The following is a 14865-nucleotide window of genomic DNA, read 5'->3' as shown; positions in this document are numbered from 1 at the left end:
ATCTGATCTGGCCCCAAGGCACGATGTCGGGAGGGTTCGGAATGAACGGCTCCGGGGAAAGTCGCTGCGGATGGAGCTGGTGGTACCTGCTCTTCATCGTCCAGTTCATCGCGGTCCTCTGGCCGCCGTTCTACAACCGGATCGAACCTGTCTGGGCAGGTGTTCCGTTCTTCTATTGGTACCAGATGCTCTGGGTGCTGATCGGAGCGGCCTTCACCGCCATCGTCTACTTCGGGACCAAGGATTAGCTCGCCCGACCAGACCTTGTGCCTGAGGACGACGAGCTCCGAAAGGAGCGTGTCATGCAGGACGTGAACTGGACCGCCACCACGGTGTTCGTGGCGTTGTTCGGCTTCATCACGTGGCTCGGCTTCGCTGCCGCCAACTGGCGCAAGGCAGATCTCGACCAACTGCACGAATGGGGCCTCGGCGGCCGCAGATTCGGCACCTGGATCACCTGGTTCCTGGTCGGTGGCGACCTCTACACCGCCTATACCTTCATCGCCGTGCCGGCTCTCGCCTTCGGTGCCGGAGCTGTCGCCTTCTTCGCGGTGCCCTATACGATCGTGATCTACCCGATCCTGTTCCTGGTGTTTCCCAGGCTCTGGCATGTCTGTCACAGGCACGGCTACATCACGGCTGCCGATTTCGTCCGCGGCCGCTTCGGCAATCGCTGGCTGGCGCTCGCGGTGACCATCACGGGCATCCTCGCGACCATGCCCTATATCGCGCTGCAGCTCGTCGGCATCCAGGTTGTCATCGGCGCGCTCGGCATTTCCGGGACCGGCCTTGCCGCCGACCTGCCGCTGATCTTCGCCTTCCTGGTCCTGGCGGCCTTCACCTATTCGAGCGGCCTGCGCGCGCCGGCCTCGATCGCGATCGTCAAGGACATCCTGATCTATGTCACCGCCTTTGCCGCGATCATCGTCATCCCGATCCAGCTCGGCGGCTTTGCCAAGATCTTCGCCGCGGTGCCGGACACGAAGGTCCTGCTCGAAACGCCGGCTCCCGGCTCGACCGGCGCCTACAGCACCTATGCGACGCTGGCGCTCGGATCGGCGCTGGCGCTGTTCCTCTACCCGCATTCCATCACCGGCATTCTCAGCGCCAACGGTGGCCAGGCCATCCGGCGCAATGCGGCCATGCTGCCGGCCTATTCCTTCCTGCTCGGCATTCTGGCGCTATTTGGCTTCTTCGCGATCGCCGCCGGCGTCCGCAGCATGCCGGAATATGCGGCGGGCTTTGCCGAGTTCGGCAATAATTTCGCAGTGCCGGCCCTGTTCCTGCACAGTTTCCCGGCCTGGTTCGTCGGCATCGCCTTCGCCGCCATCGGCATCGGGGCCCTGGTTCCCGCCGCGATCATGTCGATCGCGGCCGCCAATCTCTATACCCGCAACATCCACCGGGAGTTCATCAACCGGAACCCGACCGACCGGCAGGAGGCCCAGATGGCGAAATGGGTCTCGCTGGTCGTCAAGCTGGGCGCGCTCGTCTTCATCCTGTTCGTGCCGACGCAATATGCCATCCAGCTGCAGCTGCTCGGCGGCATCTGGATCATCCAGACACTGCCGGCGGTGATGCTCGGCGTCTATACGCGCTGGTTCGACGGCTGGGCGCTGCTGATCGGTTGGCTGGCCGGGATCGTCGCCGGCACGCTGATGGCCTTCGCCTCCAATCTGACGCCGACCTTTCCGCTCCGCTTTGGCGGGCATGTCTTCCCGGGCTACACCGCCGTCTACACGCTGGTCCTGAACCTCGTCATCGCCGTCGTGCTGACCGTGCTTTTCCGGGCGTTGGCCCATTCGACCGCGGCCGACGAGACGATGGCCGCCGACTATTCCGCCTGACACCCCGGGGACCAGGCCGAATTTGGGCCACGTCCTCCCCGCAGCGCCACGCTTTCCCCTTCGCCTGGGCCGGGATGGCGGAGCCGCAGACTATTTGGCGCGTCGCCCCGGTTGTGAGATCGTCGCTTGATCAGGAGCGAAGAAGCGAGGGCCCTATGGATACGGACCAGGAGGCCAAGAACCGCGTCACGCAGATCATGCAGAAGCACCTGGAGCTTGCGCAGGAGCAGCTCGAAATGGCTGAGCGTGGCGTGCTTTTGTCGATCGATGGAGCACCCGAAGGGATCAATCTGACCAGGGAAGCACTAGCCATCCGCGTCGAGCAATTGCAGGGCGCCCTCCATCGACAGCGAGGGCGCGGCTGATACCAGCCACGCGCTCGCCAAGCGGGCCTAGATCGCCGTGCGTCCGTCCGGAGGCAGGAGCGGCGATCTAGCTCTTTGTTAAGGCATCGGATTTTTCCGAAAACCGGATTCCACTTTTCGGTCCGACGCTCTGGCGCTTCCGGCTCTTGCGGATGTGGTCGACGAAGGCGCGCAGCTTCGGCGCCATGTTCTGGCGGCTCGGATAATACAGGAAGAAGCCCGGGAAGAACGGGCAATACTCTTCGAGCACGGGAACGAGTTCGCCGCGCTGGATGGACGGCCGAAACGTTTCCTCCAACCCGATGGTGATGCCGCCGCCCGCGACCGCCATGCGGATCATCAGCGCCATATCGTTGGTGGTGGCTTCCGGCTTCACGTCAACCGCGAAACCCTGGCCCGCCTCCGCGAACTCCCACCGGTAGGGAGCCGCTCGTGGCGCCGGGCGCCAGCCGATGCAGCGATGCGCTGCGAGCTCGCGCGGATGGATCGGCGTCCCCCGGCGCGCCAGGTAGTCGGGAGCGCCGACCGCGACCTGGCGCTGCGGGGCGGAGACCGGAATGGCGATCATGTCCTGCTCGATGACCTCGCCGAGCCGCACGCCCGCGTCGTAGCCGCAGGCGATGATGTCGATCTCGTCATCGGTGACCAGGACGTCCAGCTGCACGTCCGGGCATGCCTCCCCGAAACCGGCGAGAAGCGGGCCTGACAGGAAACTCTCGGCGATCGAGGAGACGGCCAGCCGCAACTGGCCGCGCGGTCCGGAGCCGAGGTGATGAGTAGCCTCGGTCGCCGCGCGGATCTCGGCCAGCGACGGGGCGATGTCGGCATGGAGACGCTCGCCGGCTTCGGTGAGCCCGACGCTGCGGGTGGTGCGGTGGACGAGGGCGATGCCCATTGCGTCCTCGAGCCGCCTGATCGTCTGGCTGACGGCTGAGCGCGTCACGCCGAGCCGGTCCGCGGCTGCCCGGAAGCTTCGTTCCTCGGCGACCAGGACGAAGGTCGCGAGCGCGTTGAGGTCGGTTGCCATTGGTTAGAATGTCTAACCACCATGTCGCCGCTTGGCCAGATACCGGCGACAGAGCTGAGCGTCCATCTTCTCGATCACGGGTTCCGCACCACTGAGCGGAGCAAGCGAAAGGAGTTGGATCATGGCTATGGACAAGACCGTTCTGGTGACCGGGGCATCAAGCGGCATCGGCGTGGGCATCGCCCGCGAGCTCGCCGCCGCCGGAGCCCGTCTCATGCTGGGCGCACGCAGGGTCGAGCGACTCGACGCCCTCGCCGAGGAGCTTCGGCAGGGCGGCGCCAAGGTCGACTATCGCCGCCTGGATGTGACGCGTCGGGACGATGTCCTGCGCTTCGCCGACGCAGCCCGTCAGCAGTTCGGGCAGATCGACGTCATCGTCAACAATGCCGGTGTGATGCCGCTCTCGCCGATGGCCTCCCTGAAGGTCGACGAGTGGGACCTCATGGTCGACGTCAACATCAAGGGCGTCCTCTACGGAATCGCCGCGGTGCTGCCGGAAATGACGTCCCGGGGCTCCGGCCACATCGTCAATATCGCCTCGATCGGTGCGCTCAGCGTCTCGCCGACGGCGGCCGTCTATTGCGCCACGAAATATGCCGTCCGGGCGATCTCGGACGGCCTGCGCCAGGAGCGCGGCGATATCAGGGTCACCTGCATTCATCCCGGCGTCGTCGAAAGCGAGCTCGCCGACACGATCACCGATCGCGCGGCGGCCGAGGCCATGAAGACCTATCGTGCCATCGCACTCCAGCCTGACGCGATCGGACGGGCCGTCCGCTACGCGCTGGAGCAGCCCGAGGACGTTGACGTCAACGAGATCGTCATCCGCCAGACCAGGGCGCCGCACTGATGCGGGCCCGGAGCATCACCGTAGCGACGGGTCTCGTGGTGGCGCTTGCAGGTGCTGCCTTGGCGGAGAAGCCCATGATGCAGGCCACACATCCCTTTGTCGGCATGTGGGTCACCGACGACAACCGGATCCGCCACGAACTTCTGCCGGACGGCCGCTATGTCGAGGCGCGCGGCAACCGCGAGGGCGCCTATCGCGGGCGATACGAAGTGACAGGCCGACACATCGAATACTGGGACGATACCGGCTTCACCGCCGACGGCGACTTCGCCGACGCCGACACCCTCCACCATGCCGGCATGGTTCTTCGCCGGCGTGACCGGCCGTCCTCTGCGACGGTCCCCTAATGCATTGGCCCGAAAGTGGATTGCGGCTTTCAGAAAAATTGATGCAAAAACAAAGGGTTAGATCGCCGAGCCGGATGCGATATCCGGTCAGATGACCTACGCCGGGCTCCGGCCGCGGCCGCCCGCGCAGTGGCAGCGCGGGCCGCTTTCCCAACCACCCTGAAGCGCAACCACCCTGAAGCGAAGGAGACGTTCAATGAACTCTGCTGCCCCATTCAATCGATCTGCGACCGCCACCCGGCGCATCGGCCTGGCAGTCATCGTCGCCCTGGCCATCGCGCCGGCCATCGCCGCGCCGGTACGGGCCGACACCGCACGCAACGAGAGCATCGTGCGCGACGCGTTCCAGCGCTGGGCCGCCGGGGACAATGTGTTCCAGCAGCTCCTGGCTCCTGACATCGTCTGGACGATACCGGGCTCTGGTCCCGTCGCGGGCACCTATCGCGGCATCACGGATTTCACTGAGCGGGCCTCCGTGCCGCTGGTCAGCCGCCTCGCAACCCCGCTCGTTCCCCAGGTCCGGCACATCTGGGCCGTCGGCGACCGGGTGATCGTCCGCTTCGACGCGACGGCCACGACGACCGGCGGACACCCTTATCGCAACCAGTTCGCCTGGTTGTTCCGGATGAAGGACGGCAAGGTCGCGGAGGCCGAGGCGTTCCTCGACCTCGCCGCCTACCAGCAGGTCGTCGACAACAATCAGCCGCGCCAGCGCTGATGCTTCGAACGGAGCCGGCGGGCCGGCATCGGTTCAGGCCGGGAGCGGTCGGGGATCAGATGCGCGCGCTGCCCGGTTCCGTTGCGCCGGCCTGCTCGCAGGAGCGACAGAAAGGCCTGCGCAGCCCGGCAGACATAGCGCTCCTTGTGCTGCAGGGCGTAGAAGCGGCGTCGCGGCACGGTCGCAGCGACCGCAACCGGCGTCCCGGCGCGCAGCGCCACCGCGACCACAAGGCGCGAAACCACGGTCGCCCCGGCGCCGGCCTCCACCGCCGCCCTGACGGCTTCGTTCGAGGGCAATTCAAGCGCGATGCCGAGGTCCACGAGGCTCAGGCCGTCGCGCGAGAGCCTGGCGATGCTGCCGAATTCGCCGGCCTGCTGCCCGTCCTGGAAGGCGGCGGATGCAGACGGCATTCTCGCTGCAGAACTGGCGCTCTGGCTGCAACCAGGTGCGATGCTCGCCTCCTTTCGAATTGGAGCTCGCACCTGGCGTATCCGCCCATTGGCGGCGGTAAGCCGACGGGCTCAGTTCTTCTGGAAATGGAAGCCTTCAGCGAAGGTAAGCTCCACCATATCGCCACGCTTCAGGCGCCTGATCGCGTCTTGAATGCCAGGATCCGTGACTTCACGCGTCCGCGGTCCAAGCGGTCCGACATAGCTCACCACGCCTGTCGCCGGATCGAAACTCTCGAACCGCGCGGTCACGGTCAGTGTCCGCACGATGAACTTGTCCGGCAGGTTCTGGAAGCTGGGGTTGCTGACCGCCTCGGTGTAGACGATTGTCGGCTTGGCGCCCTTCCGAGCGCGCTTGGCACCAAGGATCACGCCTTCGACGCGCCGGATCCGGACGTTGTCGCCGGCGTTGATATTCTGCAGATCGCCGAACACGGACGGCACCGCGACGGGCCAGGTTTGGCGGCCCTGCCGGACGATCACCATGCGCTCGGCGGGGTTCACCTCGGCGACCTCGACATCAAGCTGCTCGACCTCCACCGGGCCGACGCCGGCGACGATGACTGTCTGGCTTGTCACGGTCGGACCGGTCGCGCAGCCCGCAACTCCCACCGCCAGGGAGACCGCAAGAACCAAGCTCATCTGCTTCAACATCGGGCTTCTCCATTTTCAAAAAGCAATCCGGCTTGAGAGCTGTTGCCGGCCCCCGGATCCCATCTGCAGATTAACGAAGGAACGAATGGATGACTGGGCGAGCTTCAGAAGGAAAGGCCAAGTGCGGCCACAACACAATAGGTGTTCGAATGGCTTAGCGGGGGCGCGATGAGACGTGGCCTCAGCTGACCGGCAATGTCCGATTTCAGGTCATCACGCGATGTCGGGACGCGGCGTGCCCCCGATTCCGGTCACGCTGCGAGACGAATGCCCGGCCCCGAACAGGCGCCGTCGCTGTCTTCGGGGCCGGGGGCTGATGCCTTGCTACGCCGGCAGGACGACGACCTTCGTCTTGACTGGTGTGCGCGAGTACAGGTGCATCATGTCCTGGCTGAGCAGGCCGACACAGCCGCTCGTGATGCCGTTCCCGATCGATTCCGGATCGCTGGACGCATAGATCGTGTAAAGCGTGTAGGCGCCGTTCTGATAGAGATAGAGCGTGCGGGCCCCGAGCGGGTTTTCGAGGCCACCGGGCATGCCGCGGGCGTATTTGGCCGCCTCGGGCTGGCGCTTGATCATCTCCTTGGGCGGTGTCCAGGTCGCCCATTCCGCCTTGCGCCCGATATAGGCGTCACCGCTCCAGCGGAACCCGTCGCGGCCGACATTCGCGCCATAGCGGGTGGCCGATCCGTCGTCCTCGACGCGGTAGACATAGTAATTGCCGGGATCGACGATAATCGTGCCGGGCGCTTCCTTGGTCTCGTAGCGAACGGTCCGGCGATAATATTTCGGATCGACCTTGCTGACATCGACCGCCGGGATCGGGAATTTCTCCTCGGGCACCGGCCCGTAGATCTTGGCCGCCTCTGCGAGGCTCATGCCGTCGGTCGTGCAGCCGGCGAGTCCGAGCGCGCCGACGCCGGCGGCAGAACCGACCAGAAACGACCGGCGGCTGATAAGTCCCGCGCGACGCCCGATCAGAGCGATCTCGTCCATCTTGCCGGCATCGGCATTGCCACCGTCCATGATCATGATTTTGGACTTCCCATGTCTTGCTGCCCGACGAGAGGATACTCGGGCATACACCCGCTGAGCGTCTTAGCTGCGCTAAGATTGCCGGTACATGGCCCGGCTGGCAAGCTCTGGCCTTTGTTGCACGGGGCTTGCCATGCACCAAGGCCGCTGCCGTCCCCGCTGTCTCGCAGCCTCACGTCGCGCTGGCTTCGACAAAAAAGTGCAGGTCATGGCATCGCTCGGGCCGGCGGCGCCTCGGCTCATTCGCCCGGCATTTTGCGCATTCGGGCCGGGCCTTGGGGACGCCATGAAGCCGATCGCGCCGGGACAGCCTGGCTTGGCTGTCCCGGCGCGATGCCGGTCAGGCGACGAGGAAGCCAGCGTCGACCGGATCGTCGCGGTTGATCGTCCAGCGTGCGGTGCCGAGCAGCCCGGCGGTGCCCTTCACGGTCGGGCGCACGGCGCGCGTGCCGTTCAGGTTCGCCTCGCCGATCAGGCAGCCTTCGAAGGTTCCCGAACCGAGCAGCCCTTCGGAGCGGATCGGCTGGTGCAACGCGAGCAGGCCGCGCGCCTCATACATCGCCATCATCGCGCTGGTGCCGGTGCCGCCCGGCGAGCGGTCGAGCTGGCCGGCGGAGAAGACGTGGACGTTCTTGTAGAAGGCGCCCTCGATCGTCGGCTCGTGCCAGAAGGTCACGAAGTTGAAGTTGTTGATGTGGCTCGACGCCGGGTGCTGGATGGCGACCTTCTGGCGCAGCTGCTCGCGGGCGATGATGCCGAGCCGGGAGAGCTCCGAGCCGTTCTCCGGCGAGATCCGCAGCGAGGTGCCGCGCAGGTCGATGATGCCGAAATAATTGCCGCCCCAGACGATGTCGGCCTTGAGCTGGCCGATGCCCGGCAGGTCGAAGGGCACGTCCTGCGCCGCGACATAGGCCGGCACGTTCTCGAAGCGCGTCCACAGCACGTCTGGTCCGTCATTGGCGACCTCGGCCGTCACCAGGCCGGCGGTGGTCTCGAAGCGGATCGTCGTGCGGCCATTGGCGCCGCGCCGAACGAGCCCGAGCGCGACCATCGCCATACCGACCGCGATCGTGCCGTGACCGCACATATGGGAGTACTGCGTGCCGTCGATATAGATCAGGCCGGCATCGTAGTCCGGGCTCGACGGCGGCGTCAGGAACACGCCGAACATGTCCTTGTGCCCGCGCGGCTCGCGCATCAGCGCGCAGCGCAGCCAGTCGTAGTTCTCCTCGAGGAAGCGGCGCTTCTCCAGGATGTTCGAGCCGGCGGGGTAGGGGATCCCGCTATGGATGATGCAGAGGGGCTCGCCCTCGGTGTGGGTGTAGACGACGTCGAAGACATTCTGCTGGCGCATGTGCGGGCTCCTTGGGACAAAAAGGGGGTGGGCGGGATCAGCGGCGCTCGGAGAGCACGTCGAGGCCGATGGTGAGGTCGAGCAGCACGATCACGATCGCGGCGACGATGATCGTCAGGCCGGAAACCGCCGCGATCGTCGGGTCGATCGTGTACTGCACGTAGTTGAACAGCTTGACCGGGATCGTGGTCAGCTCGGCCGTGGTGTTGAAGATGCTGAGCTCGACATTGATGAAGGAGGCGATGAAGGCGAAGATCGCGCCGCTGACGAGCCCGCTGCGGATCTGCGGCAGCGTCACCAGGAAGAAGGTCGTCAGCGGCCTGGCCCCGAGATCGGCCGACGCCTCCTCCAGGCTGCGCTGCTCGTCGCTGAGCTGCGGCAGCACGGCGCGCAGGACGAAGGGCATGATGATCACGACATGCCCGACGAGCAGGGCCGTGAAGCTGCGGACCAGGCCGATCGCGCTGCCATATTGCAGCAGCGCCGCGCCGAGCACGACATGCGGCAGGATCAGCGGCGACATCAGGATTTCCGACAGCAGGCGGCGGCCGGGAAAGCGATAGCGGGCGATCGCGATCGCGGCGGGCACCGCCAGCACGACCGCGACGATGGTCGCGGCGACCGCGAGCAGCGTGCTGGTCATGAAGGCCGAGACATAGGACGGGTCGCCCAGCATCTTGCCGTACCAGGCGAGCGTCAGTCCCTGCGGCGGGAAGGCGAGGAAGCTGGTCGTGGTCAGCGAGGCGCCGACCAGCACGACGAGCGGCAGGGCGAGATAGGCGAGCGCCGCAAGCGAGATGATCCTGACGAGGTGGGTGACCATTTCAGGCTCTCCTCGGCTCGCTGAGGCGCCCGGCGAGCGTGACGAGCACCAGCGTCAGCACCAGCATGGTGATGCTGAGCGCACCGCCATAGTTGAAGTCGAAGACCGAGCTGTATTGCTGGAAGATCAGCATGGAGAAGACGGTGATCCGCCCGCCGCTGAGCAGCGCCGGCGTGACATAGGCGCTGACCGCCAGCATGAAGACCATGACCGCGCCGGCCATCAGCCCGGGCAGGCTGAGGGGGAAGGTGATCGTCCAGAAGGTGCCGGCCGGCGTCGCGCCGAGATCGGCGGCGGCGTGTTCGAGCGCCGGATCGACCTTGGCGAGCGCGTTGCCGACCGCCAGCACGATGAAGGGCAGCAGGATGTAGACGAGACCGATCAGGATGCCGAGCTCGGTGCCGAGGAAGCGCATCGGCCGCTCGATCAGGCCAAGCCCGATCAGGCCGTCATTGATGAGGCCGTTGCGGCCGAGCAGCACCATCCAGCCGAAGGAGCGCACGATGTTGCTGGTGAACAGCGGCACGATGAGCAGGATCACGCAGAACCGGCGCCAGGGCCGCCAGCGCACCACGCGCACGAGATACCAGGCGAGCGGATAGCCGATCACGACCGAGACGAGCGTGGTCAGCGCGCCGATCCGGAACGTCACCCACAGCACATCCCAGTGATAGCTGTCGGCGAGGATGCGCAGGTAATGCGCGAAGGTCAGGTGACCGTCCGGCGTGGTCAGGCTTGCGATCAGGACGACCGCCATCGGCGCCAGGAAGAAGGCGACGAAGAACGCCGCCGGCAGGGCGCAGAGCAGCACGACATTGCGCAGCCTCCCACTCATCACGCGTCCCCCGGCACGAGGCGGAGATCGCCGGGGCGGATCGTGGCGAAGACCGGCTGGCCCGGCGCGAGGCCCGACAGCGCCGATGGCGCAAGCCTGGCCGTCAGGACGGTGCCGCCGGCCAAGACCGTGACGAGGGCATGGCTGCCGACATGGGTGATCTCGGAGAGTACGGATGGCAGGGAGAGCCGATCGGCGGCGGGCTCCGGCGCAATGAGGATATCCTCGGGCCGCAGCACGCCTGTCAGCACGCCTGGCAGGGCGTCCGCGGCGGGACGGATGATCGCGCCGTCCAGCAGGGACAGGCTGCCGTCGCCGCGCCGCTCGACCTCGAGCAGGTTGGCATCGCCGATGAAGTCGGCGGCGAAGCGGCTCGCCGGCCGGGCATAGATATCCTGGCCGCGGCCGATCTGCTCGATGCGGCCGCGGTTCATCAGCACGATCCGGTCGGCCATGCTCATTGCCTCGTCCTGATCATGGGTCACGAACAGGAAGGCGATGCCGAGCCGGTGCTGGATCTGCTTGAGCTCGCCCTGGACTTTCTTGCGCAGCTTCAGGTCGAGCGCGCTCAGCGGCTCGTCGAGCAGCAGCAGCTGAGGCCGGTTGACGATGGCGCGCGCCAGCGCCACGCGCTGCTGCTGGCCGCCGGAGAGCTGGGCCGGCAGGCGCTCGCCGAAGCCGGCGAGGCCGACGAGCTCGAGCGCCTCGGTGCTGCGCCGGGTTGCCTCGTCCTTGCCCGTGCCCTGGCGGCGCGGCCCATAGGCGACATTCTCCAGGACGCTCATATGCGGGAAGAGCGCGTAGTTCTGGAACACCGTGTTCAGCGGGCGGCGATAGGGCGGCAGCCGCGTCACATCCTCGCCGGCGAGCCTGACCGTGCCGGCCTCCGGCGTCAGGAAGCCGGCGATGCAGCGCAGCAGCGTGGTCTTGCCGCAACCCGACGGGCCGAGCAGGGCGATGAACTCGCCCTGTTCGACGGAGAGGTCGATCTCCGTCAGGGCCGCGTGCCCGCCGAAATGCTTGGACAGGCCGTCGATGGCAAGGATGGGGGTGCTCATTCTGCGGCCCGTGGTGCTCGTGCCCGGTCGTTCGCTTGGCGGACGCTCACTTGCGCGCGATCTCGCGGTTCCAGGCATCGACGACACCTGAGCGCAGCGCGTTGATCTCGCTCCAGTCGAAGAGCTGCAGGGTCTTCACCGAGCCGGTCTCGCCCCAGGGCAACTTGCGCGCGGTCTCGGGCTTGACGGCGACGTTCTTCACGGACGGGCCGAGATAGAGCTTCTCGGCGAGGCAGCCGGAGGCTTCCGGCGTCAGCGCCTGGTTGATGAATTTCGCAGCCGCGTCCTTCTTCGGCGTACCCTTCACCAGATGGAGGCGGGCATCGGTCGCCCAGGCGCCTTCCTTGGGCACGACGAAGCCGATCGGCAGGCCCTTGTCGGCAAGGTCCCAGGCGCCGACGTTGAAATGCGCGCCGATGATCGCCTCGCCGCTCTGGTAGGCATTGGTCGCAGCACCCGAGGAATCGAAGAACAGGGCGGCCTTCAGCTCCTTGATCTTCTTGAAGGTCGGGGCGAGGTCGCCGGCCTTGCCGCCCCAGATCTTCGAGAGGAACATGACGAAGGGCACGCCCGCCGAATTCGCCGGGGAGGGGATGGTGACCGCGTCCTCGAATTCCGGCTTCCAGAGGTCGTTCCACGAGGTCGGTGCGGTCTTGACCTTCTGGGTGTTGTAGGTGAGCCCGAGCGAGTAATAGCCGGTGCCGACCGCATAGGTGGTCGAACCGCTCTTGTAGACCGCCTCGGGCAGCGTGTTGGCGAGATTGGGGATCGCCGCCGCGTCGAGGGTGTCGGTTACACCTGCGGCGAGCGCCAGCTCGCTGATGCCGCCATCCATCCAGGCGACGTCGATGGTGGGAGCCGCCTTCTGTTGCTGCAGCTTCGACAAGGTGACGGTCGATGTGCCGATCTCCGCCTTCACGGCGATGCCGGTCGCCTTGGTGAAGGGTTCGGCGACGCAGGCGCGGAAGGCGTCGCCCCAGTTGCCGCCATACCAGGCGACCGTGATCGAAGCGGGTTGCTGGGCCAGCGCCGGCGCGGTCAGCAGGGTGGTAGCGAGCATGGCGGTCGCCAGCCGGACGGGTCTGTGCATCGTCGTTCTCCTCTGCCTGAGCGTCTTCGCGCTTCTACGATCATGGTGGGCGCGGCGACGGAAAGGCACTAGAATTCGCCGGCCGGAAATTTGAATAATCACGACATGAACACAGCGCAGTTTCCGCCATTGGCCAGCGAGCGGCCGCAATCCGCGCCCATTCCCGTTTCGCGGCTGCGGATCGGCTTCGTCCTGCTCGACCAGTTCACGCTCGCCGCCTTTTCCGGCCTGATCGATGTGCTGCGGCTGGCGGCGGACCATGGCGGCCGCAGTCGCCAGCTGCATGCGAGCTGGACCGTGATGAGCCTCGACGGAGAGCCGCGGCGCTCGAGCTGCGGTGTCTCGGTTACGCCGAATGCGGCCCTGCTCGATCCGGCCGGCTTCGACTATGTCGCGGTCTGCGGTGGCAACGACTATCTCAACGACGCCTTGCCCGAGAGCCTGCTCGACTATCTCAGGCAGGCGGCGGCGTCGGGCGCGCGCCTTCTGGGCATCTGCACCGGCACCTTTGCAATCGCCAGGGCAGGACTGGTCGGTCCGCGCCGGGTCTGCGTGCATTGGAACGTGCTGGATGCCTTCAAGCAGCGCTTTCCCAGGGTTTCGGCGGGGGTGGAGCGGCTCTTCATCGACGAGGGCGACCTGATCACCTGCGCCGGCTCGACGGCCGCGATCGATCTCGGCCTCTATCTCGTCGCGCGCCATTGCGGCCGCGACAAGGCCCAGCAGGCGATGCGCCACATGATGCTGCAGGACATGCGGCCGGCCGAGATGCCGCAGCCGCATTTCTACGCGGAGATCCGCTCGGATCTCGACATCCGGGTTCAGCAGGCCGCGCAGTTCATCGAACAGCGCCTCGACAATCCCCCGCCGATCGCCGCGGTTGCACGCTATGTCGGCGTCAGCCCGCGGCAACTCGAACGCCTGTTCGGCGCTTCGCTGGGCCAGAGTCCCGCGGCCTTCCAGCGCAAGCTGCGGCTCGACTATGCGCGCTGGCTGATCCTGAACAGCAAGCGCTCGCTCACCGACATCGCCATGGGCGCAGGCTTTGCCGACAGCGCCCATCTCTCGCGCGACTTCAAGGCGAGCTTCGGGGAATCGCCGCGCACGCTTCGGCAGAAGGGGTCGATCGGCGCGCCGATCCCCTATCCGGACCGATGATCGGGCCTCTCGTGCTGGCATCGGCTTTCGCGAAAACCGCGATCCCCGCTTCGGGCCGATGCGTTGACGACCGCGCCGGCGCGGCAGCGGTCAATTAAGCCTGCGACTGTTCAGGAAGGCGCGCTCCGCAATATCGCTCCATTCCATGATCGAGCTGCGGAATTCTTGGTAGCTTGCGTAGATCTTGCGGGAGAGGTCGTCGCCACTTCCGGCCTCCGCGACAACCTCCTGACTTGTCTTGATGAAAGCTCTCAGTAGGGAATCGTCGAATTTCTGAATCTTGACAGTGCCTTCCTCTCGCAGTTTTCGCAGCCACAGGGCGTTATTTGCGTTGAATTCTGCCAGGGAGCGCGAGTACTCGCCTGCCGCGCAAGCCTCGATCAGCCGTTGGTCGCTCTGATTGAAGCTTTCCCAGACGCGCCGATTGATTCCGAGGGTCAGGCCAGTGCCTGGCTCGTGGAACCCCGGATAGTAGAAGTAGCGAGCAGCCTTGTGCAGGCCGAGCGCCATGTCGAGCCAGGGGCCGACCCATTCGGCGGCGTCGAGGGCGCCGGACCGGATCGACCGGGCAATCTCGCCGCCTGGCACATTCACCACGATTGCGTCCATGCGCCGGAGCACCGCCGCGCCAAGCCCCGGTATCCGGTAACGCAACCCCCTGAAACCGTCCGGCGAGGTGATCTCGTCGACAAACCAGCCGCCGGTCTGGGTGCCGGTATTGCAGCAGAGGAACTGCTTCAAACCAAAATGACCGCTCAGTTCGTCCCACAACTCCTGCCCACCGCCATAGTGCACCCAGGCGAAGAGTTCGTCCGCGGTGTAGCCGAAGGGGACGGCTGCAAAGAAGTTGAATGCCGGCGACTTTGCTTCGAAATAATAATCCGCCGAGTGAAACATCTCGGCAATGCCGGCGGCCACCGCGTCAAAGGTCTCGAATGGCCGAACCAGCGCACCGGCAGGAAACACCTCGATTGCGATGCGGCCGTTACTCACCTCGCTGATCGTCTTCGCCAGGCGGATTGCGCTACTTTGAAGCCCGGGAGAGCCCTCAGGCCAGTCGGTCACCATCTTCAGCTGTCTGACGCCCTGCGCGAGCGCAGGGGCCGGGAAGCCCGACATCGCGCCCGCAGCAATCGATCCGGCCCCCGCCAGAAGATCCCGCCGTCTCATGAGGAATGACCTCCAAGGACATAGGTCCCCGCACCCGCCCAACTGTGCGGTCGGCAGTTTTCGGTCGATCTTCGATTGTTTC

The 14865-nt window shown here is 66.0% G+C and carries 17 protein-coding genes; 7 read left to right on the top strand and 10 right to left on the bottom strand.

What is annotated here, in order from left to right; genetic code table 11:
* Positions 1-41: 41 nt before the first annotated feature.
* The 3 genes from BIWAKO_RS30135 (at position 42) to BIWAKO_RS30125 (ending at position 2212) form a co-directional block, all read left to right on the top strand.
* Complete coding sequence (locus BIWAKO_RS30135) at positions 42-248, top strand: DUF3311 domain-containing protein (RefSeq protein ID WP_069881775.1); 207 nt, start codon at positions 42-44, stop codon at positions 246-248.
* Between the two features lie 54 nt (positions 249-302).
* A complete protein-coding gene (gene mctP, locus BIWAKO_RS30130) occupies positions 303-1847 on the top strand; it encodes a monocarboxylate uptake permease MctP (RefSeq protein ID WP_201788668.1) in 1545 nt (514 codons plus the stop codon).
* A 155-nt stretch (positions 1848-2002) separates the two neighbouring features.
* Positions 2003-2212 carry a hypothetical protein gene (locus BIWAKO_RS30125; RefSeq protein WP_141740293.1) on the top strand — a complete coding sequence of 70 codons (210 nt, stop codon included), beginning with the start codon at positions 2003-2005 and terminating at the stop codon, positions 2210-2212.
* A gap of 67 nt (positions 2213-2279) precedes the next feature.
* Here the strand turns inward: BIWAKO_RS30125 and BIWAKO_RS30120 are convergent, their stop codons facing one another.
* Positions 2280-3239: a LysR family transcriptional regulator gene (locus tag BIWAKO_RS30120; RefSeq protein WP_084652021.1), complete on the bottom strand. Its 960-nt coding sequence runs from the start codon at positions 3237-3239 to the stop codon at positions 2280-2282.
* Between the two features lie 121 nt (positions 3240-3360).
* On the opposite strand from BIWAKO_RS30120, the gene BIWAKO_RS30115 reads away from it, so the two are divergent.
* The 3 genes from BIWAKO_RS30115 to BIWAKO_RS30105 all read left to right on the top strand — a co-directional run bounded on the left by BIWAKO_RS30115 (position 3361) and on the right by BIWAKO_RS30105 (position 5154).
* Positions 3361-4089: an SDR family oxidoreductase gene (locus tag BIWAKO_RS30115; protein WP_069881773.1), complete on the top strand. Its 729-nt coding sequence runs from the start codon at positions 3361-3363 to the stop codon at positions 4087-4089.
* Entirely contained in the window at positions 4089-4436 is a 348-nt protein-coding gene (locus tag BIWAKO_RS30110) for an Atu4866 domain-containing protein (RefSeq protein ID WP_074471636.1), read from the top strand. The genes BIWAKO_RS30115 and BIWAKO_RS30110 overlap by 1 nt, the downstream gene beginning before the upstream one ends.
* 196 nt (positions 4437-4632) lie before the next feature.
* Positions 4633-5154: a nuclear transport factor 2 family protein gene (locus tag BIWAKO_RS30105; protein ID WP_069881772.1), complete on the top strand. Its 522-nt coding sequence runs from the start codon at positions 4633-4635 to the stop codon at positions 5152-5154.
* Here the strand turns inward: BIWAKO_RS30105 and BIWAKO_RS30100 are convergent.
* The 8 genes from BIWAKO_RS30100 to BIWAKO_RS30065 all read right to left on the bottom strand — a co-directional run bounded on the left by BIWAKO_RS30100 (position 5136) and on the right by BIWAKO_RS30065 (position 12455).
* Complete coding sequence (locus BIWAKO_RS30100; RefSeq protein WP_069881771.1) at positions 5136-5567, bottom strand: LysR substrate-binding domain-containing protein; 432 nt, start codon at positions 5565-5567, stop codon at positions 5136-5138. The genes BIWAKO_RS30105 and BIWAKO_RS30100 overlap by 19 nt on opposite strands.
* A gap of 111 nt (positions 5568-5678) precedes the next feature.
* The gene (locus BIWAKO_RS30095) at positions 5679-6260 is read right to left on the bottom strand and encodes a hypothetical protein (protein ID WP_069881770.1); all 582 of its coding nucleotides are present in this window, start codon (positions 6258-6260) and stop codon (positions 5679-5681) included.
* A 324-nt stretch (positions 6261-6584) separates the two neighbouring features.
* Positions 6585-7292 carry a L,D-transpeptidase family protein gene (locus tag BIWAKO_RS30090; RefSeq protein WP_069881769.1) on the bottom strand — a complete coding sequence of 236 codons (708 nt, stop codon included), beginning with the start codon at positions 7290-7292 and terminating at the stop codon, positions 6585-6587.
* A 343-nt stretch (positions 7293-7635) separates the two neighbouring features.
* Positions 7636-8649 carry a proline racemase family protein gene (locus BIWAKO_RS30085; RefSeq protein ID WP_069881768.1) on the bottom strand — a complete coding sequence of 338 codons (1014 nt, stop codon included), beginning with the start codon at positions 8647-8649 and terminating at the stop codon, positions 7636-7638.
* Between the two features lie 37 nt (positions 8650-8686).
* Positions 8687-9472 (bottom strand): ABC transporter permease, encoded by a 786-nt coding sequence (locus tag BIWAKO_RS30080; protein ID WP_069881767.1) that lies wholly within the window; start codon positions 9470-9472, stop codon positions 8687-8689.
* Position 9473: 1 nt separating this feature from the next.
* Positions 9474-10307, bottom strand: a complete 834-nt coding sequence (locus BIWAKO_RS30075) for an ABC transporter permease (protein WP_069881766.1) — start codon at positions 10305-10307, stop codon at positions 9474-9476.
* Positions 10307-11365, bottom strand: a complete 1059-nt coding sequence (locus tag BIWAKO_RS30070) for an ABC transporter ATP-binding protein (protein ID WP_069881765.1) — start codon at positions 11363-11365, stop codon at positions 10307-10309. Before BIWAKO_RS30070 ends, BIWAKO_RS30075 begins: the two co-directional genes overlap by 1 nt.
* A 46-nt stretch (positions 11366-11411) precedes the next feature.
* Positions 11412-12455, bottom strand: coding sequence for an ABC transporter substrate-binding protein (locus BIWAKO_RS30065; protein ID WP_069881764.1), 1044 nt, complete (start codon positions 12453-12455; stop codon positions 11412-11414).
* A gap of 105 nt (positions 12456-12560) precedes the next feature.
* On the opposite strand from BIWAKO_RS30065, the gene BIWAKO_RS30060 reads away from it, so the two are divergent.
* Entirely contained in the window at positions 12561-13613 is a 1053-nt protein-coding gene (locus BIWAKO_RS30060) for a GlxA family transcriptional regulator (protein ID WP_069881763.1), read from the top strand.
* A gap of 90 nt (positions 13614-13703) precedes the next feature.
* Here BIWAKO_RS30060 and BIWAKO_RS30055 read toward each other — a convergent pair whose 3' ends face one another.
* Positions 13704-14783 carry a TRAP transporter substrate-binding protein gene (locus BIWAKO_RS30055; protein ID WP_069881762.1) on the bottom strand — a complete coding sequence of 360 codons (1080 nt, stop codon included), beginning with the start codon at positions 14781-14783 and terminating at the stop codon, positions 13704-13706.
* Positions 14784-14865: the final 82 nt, after the last annotated feature.

The sequence above is a fragment of the Bosea sp. BIWAKO-01 genome, from assembly GCF_001748145.1.
GTDB lineage: Bacteria > Pseudomonadota > Alphaproteobacteria > Rhizobiales > Beijerinckiaceae > Allobosea.
The sequence above is the reverse complement of the archived record's forward strand: the minus strand, read 5'-3'. Positions and strand labels throughout refer to the sequence as shown.